We start from the raw sequence: 19,755 nt of genomic DNA on the forward strand, positions 1-19,755 counted from the left end.
GAAATAGAGGTGAACCGCATGAAAACCAAATCAAATCTCTATCGCAAAGAAAAATTATATGGATTGCTATATGTTTCTCCTCCTGTTCTGGGCTTTCTGCTATTTACATTGTTCCCTGTAGCGTACTCATTTTACGGCTCGTTTACGGATTGGGACGGCCTGGGGCAAATGGACTTTATAGGATTAAGCAACTTCAAGGATTTGCTCACGGATGACCTGTTTCATAAAGCAAGCTTCAATACGATTTACATGATGATTGGAATTCCGATTGGTATTGTCCTAGCCCTGCTGCTGGCTCTCGGATTAAATCGAGGCATACCAGGAACGACGACATTCCGGGTGATTTACTACGTACCGGTCATTTCTTCGCTAGCAGCGATTTCGATTATGTGGAGCTGGGCGTTCAACGGGGACTATGGCCTAGTGAACCAATTCCTTGAATTGTTCGGCATTGAAGGCCCTAACTGGCTGATGAACAAGCATACGGTCAAGCCTGCCCTCATTATGATGACGGTGTGGAAGGGCCTTGGCTATACGATGCTCTTGTATTTGGCCGCTCTACAGAGCGTTCCCCGTTCTTATTATGAAGCGGCTGAGCTGGACGGGGCGAATGGTTTCGCTGCCTTCCGTCATATTACCTGGCCGATGGTTAAACCAGTTACCTTTTTTATCGTAGTAACGAACATTATCGGAGGATCGCAAATTTTTACGGAGATCAACATTATGACTTCCACAGGGGGGCCGGAATACTCGTCGGCATCCGTCGTGTTCTATATTTGGCAGAAGGCCTTTAGTAACCTGCAGATGGGTTATGCCTCCGCAATGGCAGTCGTTCTGGGCATATTCATATTTATTGTGACCCTGATTCAATTCAAAATGAACGAAAAATCATCCTTTGATATTTGAGCATGAGGGAAAGGAGAGAATATGAATATGTCTCATTCGACTAGAATCAAACTGACGAACACGATCATTTTCATCGTCTTGGCGATCGGGGCCATTTTTATGATTGCACCGCTCCTATGGATGTTATCTACTTCTATTAAACAAAAAATGGACGTATTTGCATTGCCTCCGGTGTGGATACCTAGCAATCCCCAATGGGGCAAGTATTTAGAAATATGGGAAGCGGGCCCGCTCCTTAGCGGGATTAAGAACAGTGTAATTATAGCAGTTTCCGTAACGGTTGTCGGCACATTCACCTCAAGCTTGGCTGCATTCTCGTTCGCTAAGCTTAGATTTCCGGGCAAAAACCAAATATTTCTTATGCTGCTGTCAGCAATGATGATTCCTTATCCTGCGGTGATGATTCCGCAATTTATGATGTTTTCTAAAGTGGGCTGGATCGATACGTTGCTCCCGCTCATCGTCCCGGGTTTATTTGGCAACATCATTATGATCTTTTTCTTGCGACAATATTTGATTAGTATCCCGAATGAGGTTATTGAGGCGGCCAAAATTGATGGCAGCTCTTACTTCCGACTGTTCTCGGTCATCACATTTCCGCTGATTAAGCCGGCTGTGGCCGCTCAGCTAATTTTATGGTTTATGGGAATTTGGAATGATTATTTGGCACCTATTATTTATTTGAACTCTCCGGAAAAAATGACGTTGCAGCTGGTAATTGCCAACTTTAACGCAACGTATGCCATACAGACGGATTATCCGCTTATCATGGCGGCTTCCGTTATTGCTCTACTGCCGGTGCTGACCATCTTCCTTGTGTTCCAGAAACAAATTATTGAGTCTGTCGCGATTTCTGGCGTCAAAGGATAAGCGGGGCAGCAGGGCGGTGCGAAAAATGAAATATCCGAAAAAGGCGGTGTTGCTGGGAATGTTTGTTTTATTGCTTGTTGGTGCGATGGGATGCTCTGGCAAAGAACCTCCCCATCCGACATTTCCCGATCCCCCTGGGGTCACGGCGATGTATGATACGTCTGTGCTTCATGCGGAAGAGAAGTGGACGATTAATAATGCCCATGATCCCGGCATTATTAAGACAGAAGATGGCTACTATGTATTCTCGACTGATGTCAAGGTAGGCGGAGAGCCTAAAGCTGGTGTGATGGTCCGAAAGTCCAAGGATCTCATTCATTGGGAATGGGTAGGTTACGCATTGCCAGGTATTCCGGAAGAGGCGAAAGCTTGGTCTGATGCAGTCAATCTCTGGGCACCTGATGTCGTGAAGCACGGTGATGAATATCGGCTCTATTATTCCGCATCTACGTTTGGGAGCAGGCAATCGATGATCGGCATGGCAACCTCCAAATCGATCGAAGGGCCTTGGGTTGATCAAGGGGCTGTGCTCAAAACGAGAAGTGAGGATGTACTGAACGCTATCGATCCTAATATTATTACGGACGCTGAAGGGCGCATGTGGATGGTCTATGGTTCCTTCTTCGGGGGAATTCATATCATGGAGGTTGATCCCTCTTCAGGAAAACCACTCGAAGAAGGATTCGGAAAGACGATAGCCGTACGCGATCCTATCACGGAAGATGGGGCAGTAGAGGGGCCGTATATTATCTACAACGAAAAGTTCAAGAAATATTATTTATTCGTCTCCTATGACTCTTTATTCGAAGATTACAACGTGCGAATAGCTCGTTCGGACAATATTACTGGGCCTTATGTCGATTATAATGGCCGGGAAATGACGGATACGGAATTCGAACCACAGTATGAGGTCGGCAATAAAATACTCGGCGGATATAAATTCGGCGAGGATGAGGGATGGATCGCGCCTGGGCACAATTCCGTACTTAAGGATGGAAATGATTATTATATCGTTCACCATGCCCGTGGAGAGGCGGATAAGCATTGGTCATACCTTCACATCCGCAAAATTTTGTGGACGGAGGACGGATGGCCGGTCGTCTCGCCGGAGAGATATGCCGGCGAGATGGAGCAGGACATCCCGGAAGCGCTTATTGCCGGTGAATGGGAACGTATTGAGATCGATCCCTTTATTGACGGAATGGTAAAGTCCGACCCTCTCACCTTGTATCCAAAAGGGAAATTGGAAGGCAGACGTGGTAAGGGGACATGGACATTCGACGGGCATAGGACGCTGAAATTGACCTGGGATGATGTTCAGGAAGGCGAAGGACGCAACTGGAGCGTTCAACTGCTCCCTTCGTGGGATTGGGAGAAGGGCGTTCAAACCATAGTATTTACCGGATTGGATGAACGTGGAATTTCAATCTGGGGCAAGCAAACGGCTCGTAATGAGAGCTGAGCTGGCCCTGGACTTAACAATATGATTCCAAAAGGAGAAACCAGAAATGAAGACAAATCAGGAATTTATGAATCCAATTGTAGAGCAAAGAGCTGATCCTTGGGTTTATCGACATAGCGACGGATACTACTACTTTACTGCATCCGTCCCAGAATACGATCGTATCGAAATTCGCAGATCTTTAACGATTCAAGGTCTCGGGGAGGCAGAGCCTGTAGTCGCTTGGCGAAAATATGACACCGGACCACTTAGCGCCAACATTTGGGCTCCAGAAATTCATTATATTCAAGGGAAATGGTATATCTACTTTGCTGCTGCGCGAACGACGGAGACTAAGGACGGACTGTTCGATCACCGGATGTACGTGCTTGAGAACAGCTCTGCCAACCCGCTCGAAGGGACTTGGGTGGAGAAAGGGCAGGTTCGTACTCGCTGGGAATCTTTTGCTTTGGACGCAACGGTGTTCGAGCACCGGGGAGACTTGTACTATGTCTGGGCTCAGAAGGATCCTGAAATAGAGGGCAACTCGAATATGTACATTTCCAAAATGAGCAATCCATGGACGCTGACAGGGGAGCAGGCGATGATTTCTACGCCGGAGTATGATTGGGAAATCATTGGCTTCAAGGTCAACGAAGGGGCTGCCATCTTAAAGCGTAACGGGAAAATTTTCATGAGCTATTCAGCAAGCGCCACGGACCACAATTACTGCATGGGTCTCTTGTACGCCGATGAGGATGCGGATCTGCTTAATCCGAAGTCCTGGTCGAAATCCCCGGTTCCCGTCTTTCAAACGAATGAGGAGAATGGACAATACGGCCCAGGGCATAACAGCTTCACGGTTACGGAGGATGGGCAGGATGTTATCGTTTATCACGCCCGCAATTACAAGGAAATTACGGGTGATCCTCTCTATGATCCAAATCGGCATACACGCGCCCAAATTTTCCATTGGAACGAAGACGGGACGCCGAACTTCGGCGAGCCTGTACCGGATGCGCAGCGTACTCGCTAACGGATTGCCGTTTCTGCTGAGGGTGGATTAAAGGATAATGAGAATTAAATCTGGAGGGCATCGCTGTGAATAACAATGTGATCGTCAACGCGGATATTCGCAAAGGAACCATTAATAAGAATATTTATGGTCATTTCTCGGAGCATCTTGGCAGATGTATTTACGAGGGAATTTGGGTAGGAGAGGATTCTCCTATCCCGAATACAAAGGGCATTCGCAATGACGTTCTGGAAGCATTGAGGCAAATCAAGGTTCCAGTCCTGCGTTGGCCGGGGGGCTGTTTTGCTGATGAATATCATTGGAAGGACGGCGTTGGGCCGAGGGAACAACGCAAGCGCATGGTAAATACGCACTGGGGCGGCGTGGTTGAGAATAATCATTTTGGCACCCATGAGTTCATGCTGCTCTGCGAATTGCTGGAATGCGAGCCGTATATTTGCGGTAATGTCGGAAGCGGAACGGTTCAGGAGATGTCGGAATGGGTTGAATACATGACCTTTGACGGCGAGTCTCCGATGGCGAACTGGAGACGCGAGAATGGCCGGGAAGAGCCGTGGAAGCTGAAGTATTTTGGAGTAGGGAATGAGAACTGGGGCTGCGGCGGAAATATGCGACCGGAATATTATGCTGATTTATACCGCCGTTACCAGACCTATGTACGGAATTACGGGGACAACAAAATTTATAAAATCGCCGGCGGGGCGAACGTGGATGATTACAACTGGACTGAAGTGTTAATGAAGAACGCCGGCTGGCTCATGGACGGCTTGAGCCTGCACTACTATACAATCCCAGGAGATTTCTGGCTAGGCAAAGGATCGGCCCTCGACTTCCCGGAGGACGAGTGGTTCATCACGATGAAAAAAGCTCTTCATATGGACGAATTGATTACCAAGCATAGTACGATCATGGATAAATACGATCCGGAAAAACGCGTAGGCATGATCATTGACGAGTGGGGTACTTGGTTTGATGTTGAGCCGGGCACGAATCCAGGCTTCCTGTATCAGCAGAACACAATTCGGGATGCATTGGTGGCAGGCTTGCATTTCAACATTTTCCACAATCATTGCGACCGTGTGCAAATGACGAATATTGCACAGACCGTAAACGTATTGCAGGCGATGATCCTGACGGAAGGCGAGAAAATGATTCTGACGCCGACCTATCATGTATTTGATATGTACAAAGTCCATCAGGATGCAGAGCTATTAGCTGTCGACTCGACGTTCGGCGAGTACGAATACAATGGCGAGAAGCTGCCGCAAGTGACGGTATCCGCTTCGAGAGATGCGGCTGGCAAAGTTCATATCAGCCTGTGCAATATCGATCATCGGCAGGAGGCCGTGCTTGACCTTGAGCTTCGCGGCATCGATGCTGCCGGTGCGAAAGTATCTGGAACGATCATCACGGCTGACCAGATGAACGCGCACAATACCTTTGAGCAGCCGGATACCGTCAAACCGGCAGAATTTACTGGGGCTGCCGTACAGGGCAATAAGCTGGCGATCAAGCTGCCGGCCATGTCCGTTGTGACGATTGCTGTAGAGTAAGTAAATATTCATTTTAACAAACGAGAACCGACAGCGAGAAGGAGCATTTTATATTCTGACGCGCTGCCGGTTCTCTTGGTTTGTCAGCTGCGTGTACTGTTACAGTTAGCATCAATCATTAGGCTTGCTTTAAAAAACATGAATGAGGGGGATATCCATTTGAAGCGTTCTTTTAACAGACTGTTGGCAATCCTGTTGACTGTGGCTATGCTTATGCCCGTCACGGCCTTTGCTGATGATAGCAGCTCCGTCCTTGCTGATGGCAGAGCAGGCAGTATGAGTGACATCAAGGGCCATTGGGCCGAACAGACCTTTACCACTTGGCAACAAAAAGGGTTGGTTCACGGCTATGGCGAGGGGATTTTTAAGCCGAATCAGGCGATGACGAGAGCCGAATTTGTTGCTCTGATTAATAATGTATTTCAGTTTTCGGCAATGAAGGAGATATCATTTGCAGATCTAAGCTCAGGAGATCCTTATTATTCCGAAATTAAGAAAGCGGTTTCATCTGGATATCTAAGCGGGTATGAGGACGGAACGATTCGCCCCGGCGCCCTAATTACCAGGCAAGAAGCGGCTGTTGTGCTCGCCAAAGCCTTTGAATTGAAGTTAACTGCCTCCGATTCAGTGCAGCTTCAAGATGCGGGCGAGCTTCCTGCGTGGAGCAAAGCGGCGGTAGCAGCACTGCTGAACGAAGGGTATGTCAGCGGTTACCCCGATAACACCTTCAGAGGCAGCAATTCCATGACGAGAGCCGAAGCGTTGATTATGCTGAGCAAGCTCTCCGGCGAGGTGCTTAACCAGACTGGCCTGTATTCAAGCGGCAATTATCAGAATGTGGTAGTTAATCGTTCAGGCGTTGTATTGAAGGATGCGACGATTCGAGGTCATTTATATTTGACGGAAGGAATTGCTGAGGGCGATGTGACGCTCAACAACGTGAAGGTACAGGGCAATGTGTATGTTCACGGGGGTGGGGAGAACACGATTACTTTTACAGATTCCGAAATTCGTCAAATTATTGTTAATAAGCGGAACGGTCAAATCCGATTGGCCGCGAAGGGAAATACGAAGGTTCAACAGGTTATTGCCCTCTCCAGTGTCAAGCTAGAGGAAGAGGCGTTAGTAGATGGGGCTAAAGGGTTCATGCAAGTGATCCTGGATGAAGCTTTAGCGATGAATTCGATGATTCAGCTCGCTGGAGATTTTGATGAGGTTGAAGTTCGTTCGTTATCTGGAACGGATATTAGTTTGTTAAGAGGCCTGATCAAGAAACTGGTTCTTCGTCAGCAGGCAGGACTGAATGTGGAGGAAGGCAGCGTTATCGAAGAAGTCGTCTTCCATGTAGATAAGACCGTTACTGTCAAAGGCAAAGGGAAGATCTATTCGGATGACCAAAGACTTGTTCGCAGCGACGAGGAGGAGGATAAATCTGGTACTGGAGGCATAAGCGCTTCAATGGGGGCAGGCTCTAGCTCGTCATCGGGCTCAAGACCATCGCCAAGCCCGAATCCATCACCGAACCCTTCTCCAAACCCTGACCCAGGGGCAAAGCCAACCTTTACCGAGGTGTCGGTGCATGATCCGTCGATCATCAAGGATGGGGACACCTATTACGTATTTGGTTCTCACATTGAGGCGGCCAAATCCACCGATTTGATGAACTGGACTCGGTTTACGAATGGGTACGACACGCCGAATAACGTTATTTTCGGTGATCTGTCATCGAATTTAGCGGGCTCGTTCGCTTGGGCGGGGGAGAATGATTCCGACAGTAAAGGCGGCTTTTCTGTCTGGGCGCCGGATGTCTTCTGGAATGAGCAATATGTAAATGAGGATGGAACTACGGGCGCTTATATGATGTATTACAGTGCGTCCTCCACGTATATCCGTTCAGCGATCGGTTATGCGGTATCCCAAAATATCGAAGGCCCTTATAAGTATGTGGACACAATCATTTATTCCGGTTTCACGAGAAACGAGGCCTATGACGCAGATAGCCAGGTCAATAAGAAATGGAGCAATACGAATATCCAAGCTCTTATTGATGACGGTACCCTAGCAGAGATTAGCCCGAATTGGTTTAACAGCAACGGCTCCTACAACAACAGCATGTATCCGAATGCGATCGATGCGACATTGTTCACGGACCATGAAGGCAGGCTTTGGATGACGTACGGCTCCTGGTCGGGCGGTATTTTCGTGCTTGAGCTAGACCCGCAGACGGGTAAAGCAATCTATCCAGGTCAGGATGGAAAGACGGCGGATGGCAGACTGATTGATCGCTATTTCGGTACCAAGATCGCGGGTGGTTATACGAAATCAGGTGAAGGGCCATACATTATCTACGACGAGAATTCCGGCTATTATTTCTTGAACGAGACCTATGGCTGGCTAGGGGCAGATGGCGGTTACAATATGAGATTGTTCAGATCGACAGAGCCGGACGGTCCATATGTGGACGCCGCAGGCCAGAATGCGGTTCTCCCAGGCAATACGGATAACGCTCCTTATGGGATTAAAATGATCGGCAATTTCCTGTTTGAGCGACTGGTTGGGGAGCCGGGAACAGGAATCGGATATGGCTATGCATCGCCGGGGCATAATTCGGTATATTATGATGAGGAGACAGGGAAGTATTTCCTCCTGTTCCATACCCGTTTTCCGCAGCGGGGCGAGGCCCATGAGCTTCGAGTCCATCAAATGTTTATGAATAAAGACGGCTGGCTAGTGGTCGCTCCTGAGCGTTATGGCGGAGAGACGATTCAAACTGTGAATGCAATGGATATCGCTGGCGAATATAAATTCGTGAACCATGAACTGGCGTATTCCGGCAAGATCGTAAGTGCTGTGAACATCCAATTGAACGAGGATCAGACAATCACAGGTGATGTTACAGGAACATGGGAGTTACAGCATGGGCATCAAGCCGTAATTACGGTGGATGGAGTTCGTTACGACGGAGTATTCATTCGTCAATGGGATATGGCTCAGGAGCGTGAAACAATGGTATTTACCGCCATATCAACTGCTGGAGAGACCATTTGGGGCATCAGGCAGCCGGATATGACGGATGAGCAAATCGTAGCAGCTGTGCAAAGCGCCCTGGATCTTGGCGATACGAGTCGGGTAATGACCCATTTGACGCTTCCGACAAAAGGCGCCCGAGGCACGGCCATTACATGGCACACTTCGGATGAGACCGTCATCACCGATAAAGGCGTTATCTCTCCGCCAGAGGTTGGCGAGCTGGATTTAACGGCTACCCTTACGGCTACTATTACGAAAGGGACGGCCACGGCAACCAAGACGTTCTCCATCGTGGTGATACCGATCGACCCTGCGTATGGCTTGGCGGCACAGTACTCCTTTGAAGGGGATTTGAGTGACTCCAGTGGCAATTTCTGCTTAGGCACAGTCACGGGCAATCGGATCGATAATACCGGCGGAAGAATAACCTATGATGATGGGGTTACCGGCAAAGCTGCGGTATTCGATGGAAATTCTGGCATTAAACTGCCGGATGGATTGATTTCCAGCAACCGATATTCGGTATCCATGTGGTTGAATGTCGAGCAGCATACGCAGTTCTCTACCAGCTTCTTTGGCGGAAAAGCGGATAATAGCTGGATCAGCTTGGTGCCGCAATCGTGGGATAATAATACGATGCTATGGTCGGGCGAGTCTTGGTACGATGCGACGACCGGATCAAGAATCCGTGCCAACGAATGGCATCATATAGCTTTCACGGTAGATAACGGGGCAGTAAAGGTATATGTAGACGGTGTACAGAAATTTTCAGGTACAGGCTTTCCGAATGTATTTACGGATGAACATGGAGCCTTCGGCCTAGGCGTAAATTGGTGGGATGTGCCATTCAAAGGCATGATGGACGAGGTACGGATATACAATGTGCCGATTACAGCCGAATTAGTGACCAAGCTGTCGCAGGAGCATCACCCTGAGCAGGAAGAAAATACTCCTGAACTAGTGGCTAAATTCTCCTTCGAGGACGACCTGCTGGATACGGCGGGCAGCTTCGGGGCAGGAACGGTCATTGGCGATAAAATTGGCTCTCCGGCGGGTGGCGCAATTGGCTATGAAGCTGGTGTATCTGGAAAGGCAGCCGTCTTCGACGGCGCTTCGGGGGTTCTTCTTCCGAAAGGGTTGATTTCTAGCAACAGCTACTCGGTAACGATGTGGGTGTATGGGGAGGAACTCGAAGCCTATACCCCAGCATTCTTTGGAGCCCAGACCAGCGATAGCTGGATCAGTTTTCAGCCGAAGGGCCATGACGGCGTTGACAACAGTTCCATGCTATGGTCGGGATCGGACTGGTATGATGCCGGAACCGGTGTGCAAACCATGTCGAGAGAGTGGACGCATTTTGCATTCACGGTCAATAAGGGCAATATCACCGTGTACGTGAACGGAGCAGCGAAATTTACGGGTAGCGATTTCCCGGATGTGTTCCAGGATGAACAGGGAACCTTTAGCTTGGGCGTGAACTGGTGGGATGCTCCGTTCAAGGGCATGATCGATGAGCTCCATATCTACAAAGGAGCGATTACCGCGGATGAAGTAGCGGCGCTGGCTTTCAAGTAGGTATATAACACAGATGGGCTGACCACAAGCAGATATGCCTCTGCAATGGGTCAGCCTTTTGTGCGTTTGACAGCAGAATAGGTGATTATTTTTGCTAAGGAAGAGGAGTGTTGTTGCTATTAACCAGGTTAGCTCCTTACTTATTAGCCTCCACGGAGTATTGCTTGCGAAACTGCAGTGGAGAGCAGCCGTTCTTGATGGTGAACCGATTAGAGAAATAGGGCGTGCTCTTAAAGCCGACATATTTGGCGATTTCCGCTATAGGCCATTCGGTCTTCAGCAGCAATAGCTTGGCCTGCTCCAGGCGGTAATGCTGTAAATAATCATTGGGTGTCATCCCGTAGACTTGCTTCATGCACCTCGTAATGTAGTTGTAATGATAATGCAGCGCTTCGGACATATCCTTGCTCGTTAGCTCCGCCTTGTAATTGTTCTTTATGAAGGCTTCTGTCTTCTCAGCTACGGCAACGATCGGAGAGGTGTATTGCTCCAACTGCCGCAAATCCATCATGCGCAGCAATTCCTCAAATGCCTGCTGCTGTGTCCAGAAGGCGCTTGATTGGCGGGTGCCGGGTGATTGCAGCAACTTTTCCATAAGCTGATAAGCCCTTTCCGGATAAGGCATGTCCCACATTTTCGGCAGCTGGATGCTGTAGGGAGAAGTCAGGAATGTCTGGTAGTGTTCGTCGGGCTGGGGAACGTGAACCATTTGCTGCTCAGCAGAGGACTCGGCCCAAGCGCATATGGAATGGAAATGAATCCAATAAAAATGGGTCTCTTCCTCACATGGTTGTACGGAATAGTGATAACGATTGGGAAGCAGAAGTAAGGACTGCCCAGCGGTTAGCGCCCAATTCTTGTCCTCTTCGCCAATAAACAGCGTACCGGACTTCATCATTATGAGATCGAATTTTCCCATATTCCGTCGATTTGGATGCTCATCGCCAGGAGCATATACGGTGTAGCCGCATTCCAAATAATAAGGCGCTGGCGGTGCGGGGAAATGGACGATTTCCGTTGTTTTTACCATGTGAAACCTCCTTTTTTACTGAGCGAATTTGAGTATGTTTAGTGTGAAATATTATAAATAATAGGTTGGTTGTATTCGTATTATTTATTGATTATATCGGATAGAATCAAAGGTGTCAGTATGATATTTTGTAAAAGGGAGGAGTCTTTAGTATGAGCAAACAGGTTCAATTTGAGCATGTCGCAAGGGTGCCACTGAATAACATAAAGATTAAGGACGACTTTTGGAGTTATTATATTAATCTGGTGCGCAGCGTTGTAGTTCCCTATCAGTGGGAGGCGCTGAATGATCGGATCGAAGCTGCAGAGCCAAGCGGGGCTATTCGTAACTTCAAGATTGCCGCCGGATTAGAGGAAGGCGAATTTTATGGCATGGTGTTTCAGGACAGTGATGTGGCCAAATGGCTGGAGGCCGTATCCTATTTGCTGGAATCGCAGCCAGATCCCGAGTTGGAGAGAACGGCGGATGAAGTGATCGAGATTATCGCCAAAGCCCAGCAGGAGGACGGTTACCTTAATACTTACTATACGCTTAAAGAGCCAGGGAGAAGATGGAGCAATTTGGCGGAATGCCATGAGCTCTATTGTGCCGGTCATATGATCGAGGCAGGGGTGGCTTATTACCGGGCAACGGGAAAAAGAAAGCTGCTTGACATTGTATCCCGCTTAGCGGATCATATCGACTCCGTCTTTGGCACGGAGCCGGGCAAGCTGCAGGGCTACGATGGACATCAGGAGATCAAACTGGCTCTCGTCAAGCTCTATCACGCAACCGGAAACGAGCGTTATTTGCGGCTGGCCCAATATTTTGTAGAGCAGCGCGGCCAGAAGCCTAACTTCTATGAGATGCAGCTGCTGGAACGCGGAGGAGAGAGTCATTGGACAGGAATCGATCATGCGTTTGATCTGGAACACACCCAGTCACACGCGCTGGTCAGAGAGCAGGAGAAAGCGGTCGGCCATGCTGTGCGCGAGGTCTATATGCTGACGGGGATGGTCGATATCGCCGCGGAGACGAAAGATGAATCGCTTCTGGCAGCCTGCGAGCGGTTATGGGACAATATTGTTTCGCGGCAAATGTACATTACGGGTGCTATCGGCTCGATGGCGCAAGGGGAAGCGTTCTCGTTTGATTATGATTTGCCCAATGACACTGCATATGCGGAGACATGCGCCTCGATCGGTCTGATTTTCTTTGCCCACCGGATGCTGCGAACTTCGCAGAAGGCCGAGTATGCGGATGTACTTGAGCGTGCCTTATACAATACGGTCGTGGCCGGAATGTCACGGGATGGCAAGCGCTTCTTCTACGTGAATCCGCAAGAGGTCGATCCGAAGGCTTGCAGCGGAGCAAACCATAAATTCGATCACATTAAGCCCGTGCGCCAGGAATGGTTCGGCTGTGCATGCTGCCCGCCGAATGTAGCTCGCTTATTGTCCTCGCTTGGGGAATACATTTATATGGTGCAAGGAGACACCCTTTATACGCATTTGTATATTAGCGGTGAGGCCGAGCTAAGCGTTGGCGGCAGCACGGTGCGAGTAAAACAAAGCTCCAATTATCCATGGGATGGACGGATTAAGCTGGAGGTTCATCCGGAGCAGCCTGGTGAATTTGCAGTTGCGCTGCGCATCCCGGGCTGGTGCAAGAATGCGAGCTTGTCAGTTAATAACGAGACGTATCCACTGAACGGCCAAACGATTCAAAATGGCTACGTCCGTGTTGCCCGGATCTGGCAGCAGGGCGACATCGTGGAGCTGACACTGGATATGCCCGTGGAGCGTATGCGCAGCCATCCTTTGGTTCGCGGAAATGCCGGCAAAGTGGCACTGCAGCGCGGGCCGCTCGTCTACTGCCTGGAGCAGGCCGATAACGGCGCGAACCTGCATGGACTCATATTACCAGCGGAGGCTAAGTTGGAGACGAAATACGAAGCTGATCTGCTAGACGGCATCGTGGTTATTATGGCGGAAGGCTTGCGTGAGGATGCGGCAAGCTGGCCTGGCGGGCTTTACAGCTCAGAGTCGGCCACGGCACTCCGCGAAGAGAAAGTGACATTTATCCCCTATTATGCTTGGGCGAATCGTGGTGAGGGCGAAATGAGTGTTTGGGTTAGAGAAAAGCTATAGCCAAGTATGCTGTCCTTCTATTGCTAGGCGGTCCTATCCGCGCAAATAGTACGGATGGGACTGTTTTTACAAAATAGTAAATATCAAAATAGTGCAACAAATGAACAGAATTATGTAGGCAGGAAGTTTGAATGGGGTATATGATTAATGAAAACGCTTAACTTTGGCTGTTATGGTAATATGACAGTTTATTTGTGTTGATAGAGATCTGCATCTAGGTTCTGCTTAATTTATATCCGGAGGGGGAGTTCTGGATGATTGATGTGCTGATTGTGGATGATGAGCCGAAGCTGAGAGAGGGACTTCGCACGTTCATCGACTGGGGGACACTTGGTTACCGGGTGGTGGATACAGCGGCTAATGGCAATGAAGCGCTGGAAAAGTATGCCGCATGCCGGCCGGAGCTCGTTATTGCTGATGTTAGAATGCCGGGCATGGACGGACTGCAGCTCATTGAGCGGCTTAGAGAGCAGGATCCTTTGCTTCATATATTAATCTTAAGCGGATACGCGGATTTTGATTATGCCAAGAAGGCTATAGCACAACGTGCGGACGGTTATTTGCTGAAGCCCGTCGATGAAGATGAACTCGTTGAATACCTTCATGGAATTAGGACGACTATTGAGAGTGAACGAGCATCGGAAGAATGGCGGCATGCCGCTAAGGAATGGACGAGAGAAGCTTTGATTCAGCTATTGTTGACGGAGACGGAGCATACATCGGAGGATCGCCGCCAATTGAAGGAGAGAGCGGAAGAGCTGGGAGTTCTGTGGAATAACTACCAGGTACTGCTTGTCGCTTTACACGATGAGCTTACGGAATCAGTGCTTTATCTGCTAAGAAGGTCGTTAGTTGAGAGCTTTGAACAGCAGGAACGGGGCTGGGTGTTCGAGCACTATGGGCAAATTGGCGTGCTGTTGAAGGAACCCCTTCTGGCTGTTGAGAGAGAAGGGGTATATCGTTCTATCGAAACTGCGGTAGGAGAGATGGGAGTTGAGTTCACCGTAGCACTCGGGTCCAAGGTTAGCTCGCTAGGCGAAATTGCCGACTCTTACGGCGTCGCGCGCGAACTGATAAAATTGCATTTTTTTCTTGAGGATGGGAAGCTGCTGTGCGAGGAGGATGCGTATAGTGAGCATGAAGAGGATTGCTCCGAGGTTTTCCCATCTGAAACTCTGAGTGATCAAATCTATTATGCTGTTGATATCGGGAATAAGAAAGCGATGAAATCGCTGGTGAGGCAAGCGGGGCGCAGTTTGGTTACTGAAGGATTTACGGAGGCCGATATTAAGCGCCGTTTCGTGGAGATTTTGACCTCGATTATGAGTAAGGGCTTTAAACAGCATCCTGAACTTCAGCAGCAAAGCAGACAGTATTCAGACATGCTGACAGAAATCTATCATCTGCGGAGCATAAAGGCCCTTTACGAAAAGACCGATGACTTCCTGCAGCAGATGATGACGCATTTAGGCGAGAATGACAAGCACCGCGAGGTGAAGATCATGCTCGACTTGATCGAGCGAAATTTCAGTGATAATCTGAAACTGGAGACGCTGTCGGGCGTTCTAAACTACAATAGCGCGTATTTGGGCAAACTGTTCAAGAATGAGACAGGGGAGTATTTCAACACCTATCTCGACAAGGTGCGAATTGAGAAAGCGAAAGCCTATCTTGAGGATGGTCTTAAGGTTTATCAAGTCGCGGAGAAGGTCGGATATACGAACGTGGACTATTTTCATTCAAAGTTTAAAAAATATGTAGGCACATCTCCATCAGCATATCGCCGACATGCAAGCAGTGAATAATCAGCCCGGCGATAGGGTAGCGGAGCGGAACTAACTAGACTGACAATGGGAAATAGCAAGCTTCTCTTTTGTTTTGCTTCAAGCAAAAACGAAAATATATTACTTTTGCGTCTTTCCAAGCGTATCTTGGGAAGACTTTTTTTGTCCATGCTATTTAGTACATATTAGTACCTAACTAACTGGATTTCTTGTAATAAAATGATATAGCCTGTCGCTAAATTTGGAATTAACTGGGTTTCTTGTAATTAGAAATAATATAAGGAATCTTTAAGGCTGAAAAGCTATGTTTTAGATACTGTATTTACAGCTAATTTGAGAAGCTGCACATATGGACTGAAAATAAATGCATGAAATCCATTAAATTCAGTGGCTAGTCTGGTCAGTCTGTTTGGCGCATAAGGCTGTTTTTTCAGCAGAAGCCCGTGTGGCAGCGCGACGAACTCGCGGCGAACTAAGATTATTATATGAAAACTTGACTAATGTTCCGTGTATGAAGTCTCTATAACGCAAGCTATGATGACAGTATGGGAAGCTAGGAGCCAAATATCCCCATATTTAAAAGCGCTTTCAATTACTGAAATCATACAGAAATGAGGTCATTCAACGTGGAGCAACTTATTCAGTATCCTTTTCAGAATCCAGATTTGCCGTTAGAGAAGCGGGTAAATGATCTAGTATCCCGATTTACGTTGGAAGAGAAAGTTCAATTGATGTGTCAGTATCAGGCAGAAATTCCCCGGCTTGGCGTAAAAAAATATAAGCATGGCACCGAGGGCGCTCACGGTGTGGCCTGGCTTGGCGAAGCTACTGTATTTCCGCAGAATACGGGCTTGGCCTGCACCTGGAATCCTGAGCTTATGCATGAAATTGGGCAAGTTATTGCAGATGAAGCGAGGGTGTATTACCAGCGGGATCCAGCTATGAACGGGTTAACGATTTGGTCGCCGACGGTCGATATGGAGCGTGATCCTAGATGGGGGAGAACGGAAGAAGCTTATGGCGAAGACCCCTATCTTACTGGGCGTTTGACCACGGAGCTTATCAAGGGAATGCAGGGAGACCATCCTTTCTATTATAAGACGGTGGCTACTTTGAAGCATTTTTATGGCAACAATAATGAAATTGATCGCGGCAGCGCTTCGGTCAGCATCGATCCGCGGAATAAGCGTGAATATTATTTGAAAGCGTTTGAAGCGCCGTTTCGTGAGGGGCGGGCGGGCTCCATGATGACTGCGTATAACGGAGTCAACGGCACACCTTGCAATCTCAATCATGAAGTCAACGGCATCGTAAAGGGCGAATGGGGCATGGACGGCTTTGTAGTCGGGGATGCCGGAGACGTGCTTGGAACAGTAATGGATCATGGCTATGTTCAATCTTATGCAGAGGCGGTTGCCGGCTCGGTGAAAGCAGGGATCGACAGCATTACCGATGAGCAGGACATTTCTTTCCAAGCGCTTCGAGATGCCTTGGAGCAGCAGCTACTGAGCGAAGCCGATCTGGATCATGCGCTGCGAAATACGTTTCGGGTACGATTCCGTTTAGGAGAGTTCGATCCAGTAGAGCGTAATCCTTACTATAATGTACCGGAATCGAAGCTTTGTGCCCCTGAGCATTCGGCTCTATCTCTAAGAGCGGCACAGGAGTCCATTGTTCTGCTGAAGAACGAGGGTCTGCTGCCGCTTTCGAAGGAGAAGGATTCGATCGCGGTTATTGGTCCGCTTGCCAATGAGGCATATACGGATTGGTACAGCGGTACGCCCCCATACAAAATCACGCCACTGCAGGGTGTGATCGAACAGGTAGGAACGAGCTCCGTTCATTTCTCTACGGGGAATAACCGTGTTCGTCTTCGCTCGGCAGAGACTGGTAGCTATATATCGATTGCTCCGGACGGCGGAGAATTGAGAGCGAACGTCAGGAATGCGGAAGAAGCAGAAATTTTCGAGTGCACGGACTGGGGCTGGGACAATCTTACACTGCGCGCACTGAGCAGTGGGAAATTCGTTACTGAGCGCGATCACGAACAAGGCGGAGGTCTTGCGGCATCCGCGGAGGAGGCTCGAGGCTGGTTCGTAAAAGAGGCATTCAGCTTTGCTAAAGGCGAGAAAGATGCGCTTATCATGAGATCTTGGGAAGGCAAGCCGATTATCGAGGACGATAATCAACGCCTGACCGTGGCTGGAGAAGAACAGTCAACTTATGCTGGGTTTTATGTCGAAGTAGTGCAGAACGGATTGGAGGAGGCTGTGATTACGGCAAAATCCGCAGATACTGCGATTGTTTTCGTAGGCAATAGCCCATTTATTAATGGAAAAGAAACGATCGATCGTCCCGACATTACGTTGCCACATTCCCAGCAGGCTTTAATTCAAGCCGTTCATGCCGCAAACTCGAATACGGTCGTAGTTATCGTGGGCAGTTATCCGTTTGCCGTCAATTGGGAGAAGGAGCATGTTCCTTCCCTAATATTTACTTCGCATGCAGGCCAGGAGCTTGGACGTGCCGTTGCGGACGTGCTGTTTGGCGATTACAACCCGGCGGGACGGCTTAATATGACGTGGTATAAATCGGTCTCCCAGCTGCCGGACATCATGGATTATGACATCATAAAAGGCAAAAGAACCTATCAATACTTCGAAGGTGAAGTACTGTATCCGTTCGGTCACGGATTAAGCTATAGCGAGTTTGCATATAGTGATTTGAAATTAAGCGCTTCTGCCGTATCCGCGGCCGATACCGTTACGGTATCGGTTGATGTTCATAACGTGGGGCAGATGGATGGCGATGAAGTTGTTCAGCTTTACGTTCGGGCAGGTCAATCCCGGGTAGTACGGCCGCTTAAAACGTTAAGCGGATTCCGTCGTATTCATCTCGCGAAAGGCGAGAAAAGAGCAGTAGCCTTTGAGCTCCGCTGTGCTGATCTGGCGTTTTGGGACGTGACACGGGATCGTTATTGTGTAGAAAGCGGAACGTATGCGTTAATGATCGGACGTTCGGCGGGAGATATCGTGCTGGAGACATCGCTGGAGGTTCAGGGGGAACGCATTCCGCCACGCACGGTCGCTGTACCGGTGAGGGCGGTTAACTACGATAATTATGAGGGCGTCTTTGTGGATGAATGCTGCGAGGGCGGGGAGAGTGTCGCCTGCTTGCAAGGCGACGGCTGGATTGCATTCCATGACGTGGAATTCGGAAGCAAGGCAGAAGTCTTTGAAGCAAGGGTATCCGGGGCGATCAAAGGTGGAGAAATTGAAATAGTTATGGATAAAGTGGACGGAAGCACTGCTGCTGCATGCCGGGTGCTGCCGACCGGAGGCACGCAAGCATGGACTACAGTATCTGTCTCGCTTGAAGGTGTGTCTGGACGGCGGGATTTGTACTTGAAGCTTCTAGGGGAAGTACGATTAAGCTGGTTCCGTATCGTTTAATTAACTGCCGATCGCTTCGAGCATTCTTTTTCGGAATTCGGAAGGCGAGCAATTCATCGCCTTCCGGAATACCCGGATGAAGTAGCTGATATTGTCGTAGCCGACCTCCAGTGCAATGTCGGATATTTTGCGGTCAGGCTCCCTGAGTAGTTCGACGGCTTGGCGAATCCGATAAGAGTTAATGTAATCCATCGGGGTTTGCCGGGTCATGGATTTAAAGAAACGGCATAGCTGCCCTTCGCTCATGGGGATAAGCGCAGCTAATTCCGATAGACGTATTTGCTGGTCGTAGTTTTGCTGGATGTACAGGATCACTTTTTTTAACCGCTCTATTTTGAAAGAGTCAATGCTGCTGCTTGCTGCACGGTTGCACAGTTGGCCACGGCCCGCCAGATCCGAAAGCATGAGGTATAAATGCCCTTTGACAGAACCCTCATATCCGGGAGTTCTCGCTTCGCAGCTGCGCATCATGGTTGTTAGATGCTGCAATAAGGACTTACCGTAATCGTGCTTCTCGGTAATATGACGGGGGAACGTGGCCCTTCTTTCTTGCAGAGGGAGAATTAAGTTCTCCTGGACAGCGTCATAATTAGCGCTGGATAGCATATTCGTTCCAAATACAAAGGAGAAGAAAGAGCAGCCTTGGTCACCATGGGCGTGTGCGGCATGAATGTCACCTCCGTCGACAAATACGGCTTCTCCGGCACGCACGACGAAATAGTCCGTGTCTACCTGGAACAGTGTCTCTCCCTCCAGGCAGTAGAAGAATTCGGCTTCTTCGTGCCAGTGGCAATCGACCACGTGCTCACTTGGCCCAAATTGATACCAATAGGTGCCAAATGGCAATCTTTCGTCGCCATGGATTTTACTTTCCTTCAAAGAACGACGCATTGCTTTGTCCAATTCTCTCACCTCGTCAATTTTGTGTTATAAAATCATCATATTATGT

General features: G+C 48.8%; 11 protein-coding genes. 9 read left to right on the top strand and 2 right to left on the bottom strand.

Features of this window, described 5'->3' with window-relative positions; translation table 11 throughout:
- Positions 1–18: 18 nt before the first annotated feature.
- The 6 genes from EIM92_RS11705 to EIM92_RS24740 all read left to right on the top strand — a co-directional run bounded on the left by EIM92_RS11705 (position 19) and on the right by EIM92_RS24740 (position 10,411).
- Positions 19–906 carry a carbohydrate ABC transporter permease gene (locus EIM92_RS11705; protein ID WP_125082780.1) on the top strand — a complete coding sequence of 296 codons (888 nt, stop codon included), beginning with the start codon at positions 19–21 and terminating at the stop codon, positions 904–906.
- 27 nt (positions 907–933) lie between these two features.
- A complete protein-coding gene (locus EIM92_RS11710) occupies positions 934–1,776 on the top strand; it encodes a carbohydrate ABC transporter permease (RefSeq protein WP_125082781.1) in 843 nt (280 codons plus the stop codon).
- Between the two features lie 58 nt (positions 1,777–1,834).
- Positions 1,835–3,238, top strand: coding sequence for an arabinan endo-1,5-alpha-L-arabinosidase (locus EIM92_RS11715; protein WP_125085143.1), 1,404 nt, complete (start codon positions 1,835–1,837; stop codon positions 3,236–3,238).
- Positions 3,239–3,284: 46 nt separating this feature from the next.
- Entirely contained in the window at positions 3,285–4,253 is a 969-nt protein-coding gene (locus EIM92_RS11720) for a glycoside hydrolase family 43 protein (protein ID WP_125082782.1), read from the top strand.
- 65 nt (positions 4,254–4,318) lie between these two features.
- A complete protein-coding gene (locus EIM92_RS11725; RefSeq protein ID WP_125082783.1) occupies positions 4,319–5,806 on the top strand; it encodes an alpha-N-arabinofuranosidase in 1,488 nt (495 codons plus the stop codon).
- A gap of 159 nt (positions 5,807–5,965) precedes the next feature.
- On the top strand, positions 5,966–10,411 hold the full coding sequence (locus EIM92_RS24740) for a LamG-like jellyroll fold domain-containing protein (RefSeq protein WP_164515093.1): 4,446 nt from the start codon (positions 5,966–5,968) through the stop codon (positions 10,409–10,411).
- 136 nt (positions 10,412–10,547) lie between these two features.
- Here EIM92_RS24740 and EIM92_RS11735 read toward each other — a convergent pair whose 3' ends face one another.
- Positions 10,548–11,441, bottom strand: a complete 894-nt coding sequence (locus tag EIM92_RS11735) for a helix-turn-helix domain-containing protein (RefSeq protein WP_125082785.1) — start codon at positions 11,439–11,441, stop codon at positions 10,548–10,550.
- Positions 11,442–11,593: 152 nt separating this feature from the next.
- Between EIM92_RS11735 and EIM92_RS11740 the strand changes: the two genes are divergently transcribed.
- From EIM92_RS11740 to EIM92_RS11750, 3 genes are all read left to right on the top strand, one after another.
- Positions 11,594–13,570 (top strand): glycoside hydrolase family 127 protein, encoded by a 1,977-nt coding sequence (locus EIM92_RS11740; RefSeq protein WP_125082786.1) that lies wholly within the window; start codon positions 11,594–11,596, stop codon positions 13,568–13,570.
- A 254-nt stretch (positions 13,571–13,824) separates the two neighbouring features.
- Positions 13,825–15,375: a response regulator transcription factor gene (locus EIM92_RS11745; protein ID WP_125082787.1), complete on the top strand. Its 1,551-nt coding sequence runs from the start codon at positions 13,825–13,827 to the stop codon at positions 15,373–15,375.
- A gap of 590 nt (positions 15,376–15,965) precedes the next feature.
- Positions 15,966–18,806: a glycoside hydrolase family 3 protein gene (locus EIM92_RS11750; RefSeq protein WP_211344447.1), complete on the top strand. Its 2,841-nt coding sequence runs from the start codon at positions 15,966–15,968 to the stop codon at positions 18,804–18,806.
- On the opposite strand, the gene EIM92_RS11755 is transcribed toward EIM92_RS11750, so the two are convergent.
- Positions 18,807–19,709: an AraC family transcriptional regulator gene (locus EIM92_RS11755; protein ID WP_125082788.1), complete on the bottom strand. Its 903-nt coding sequence runs from the start codon at positions 19,707–19,709 to the stop codon at positions 18,807–18,809.
- Positions 19,710–19,755 lie beyond the last annotated feature (46 nt).

The organism is Paenibacillus lentus, from assembly GCF_003931855.1.
Classification (GTDB): domain Bacteria; phylum Bacillota; class Bacilli; order Paenibacillales; family Paenibacillaceae; genus Fontibacillus; species Fontibacillus lentus.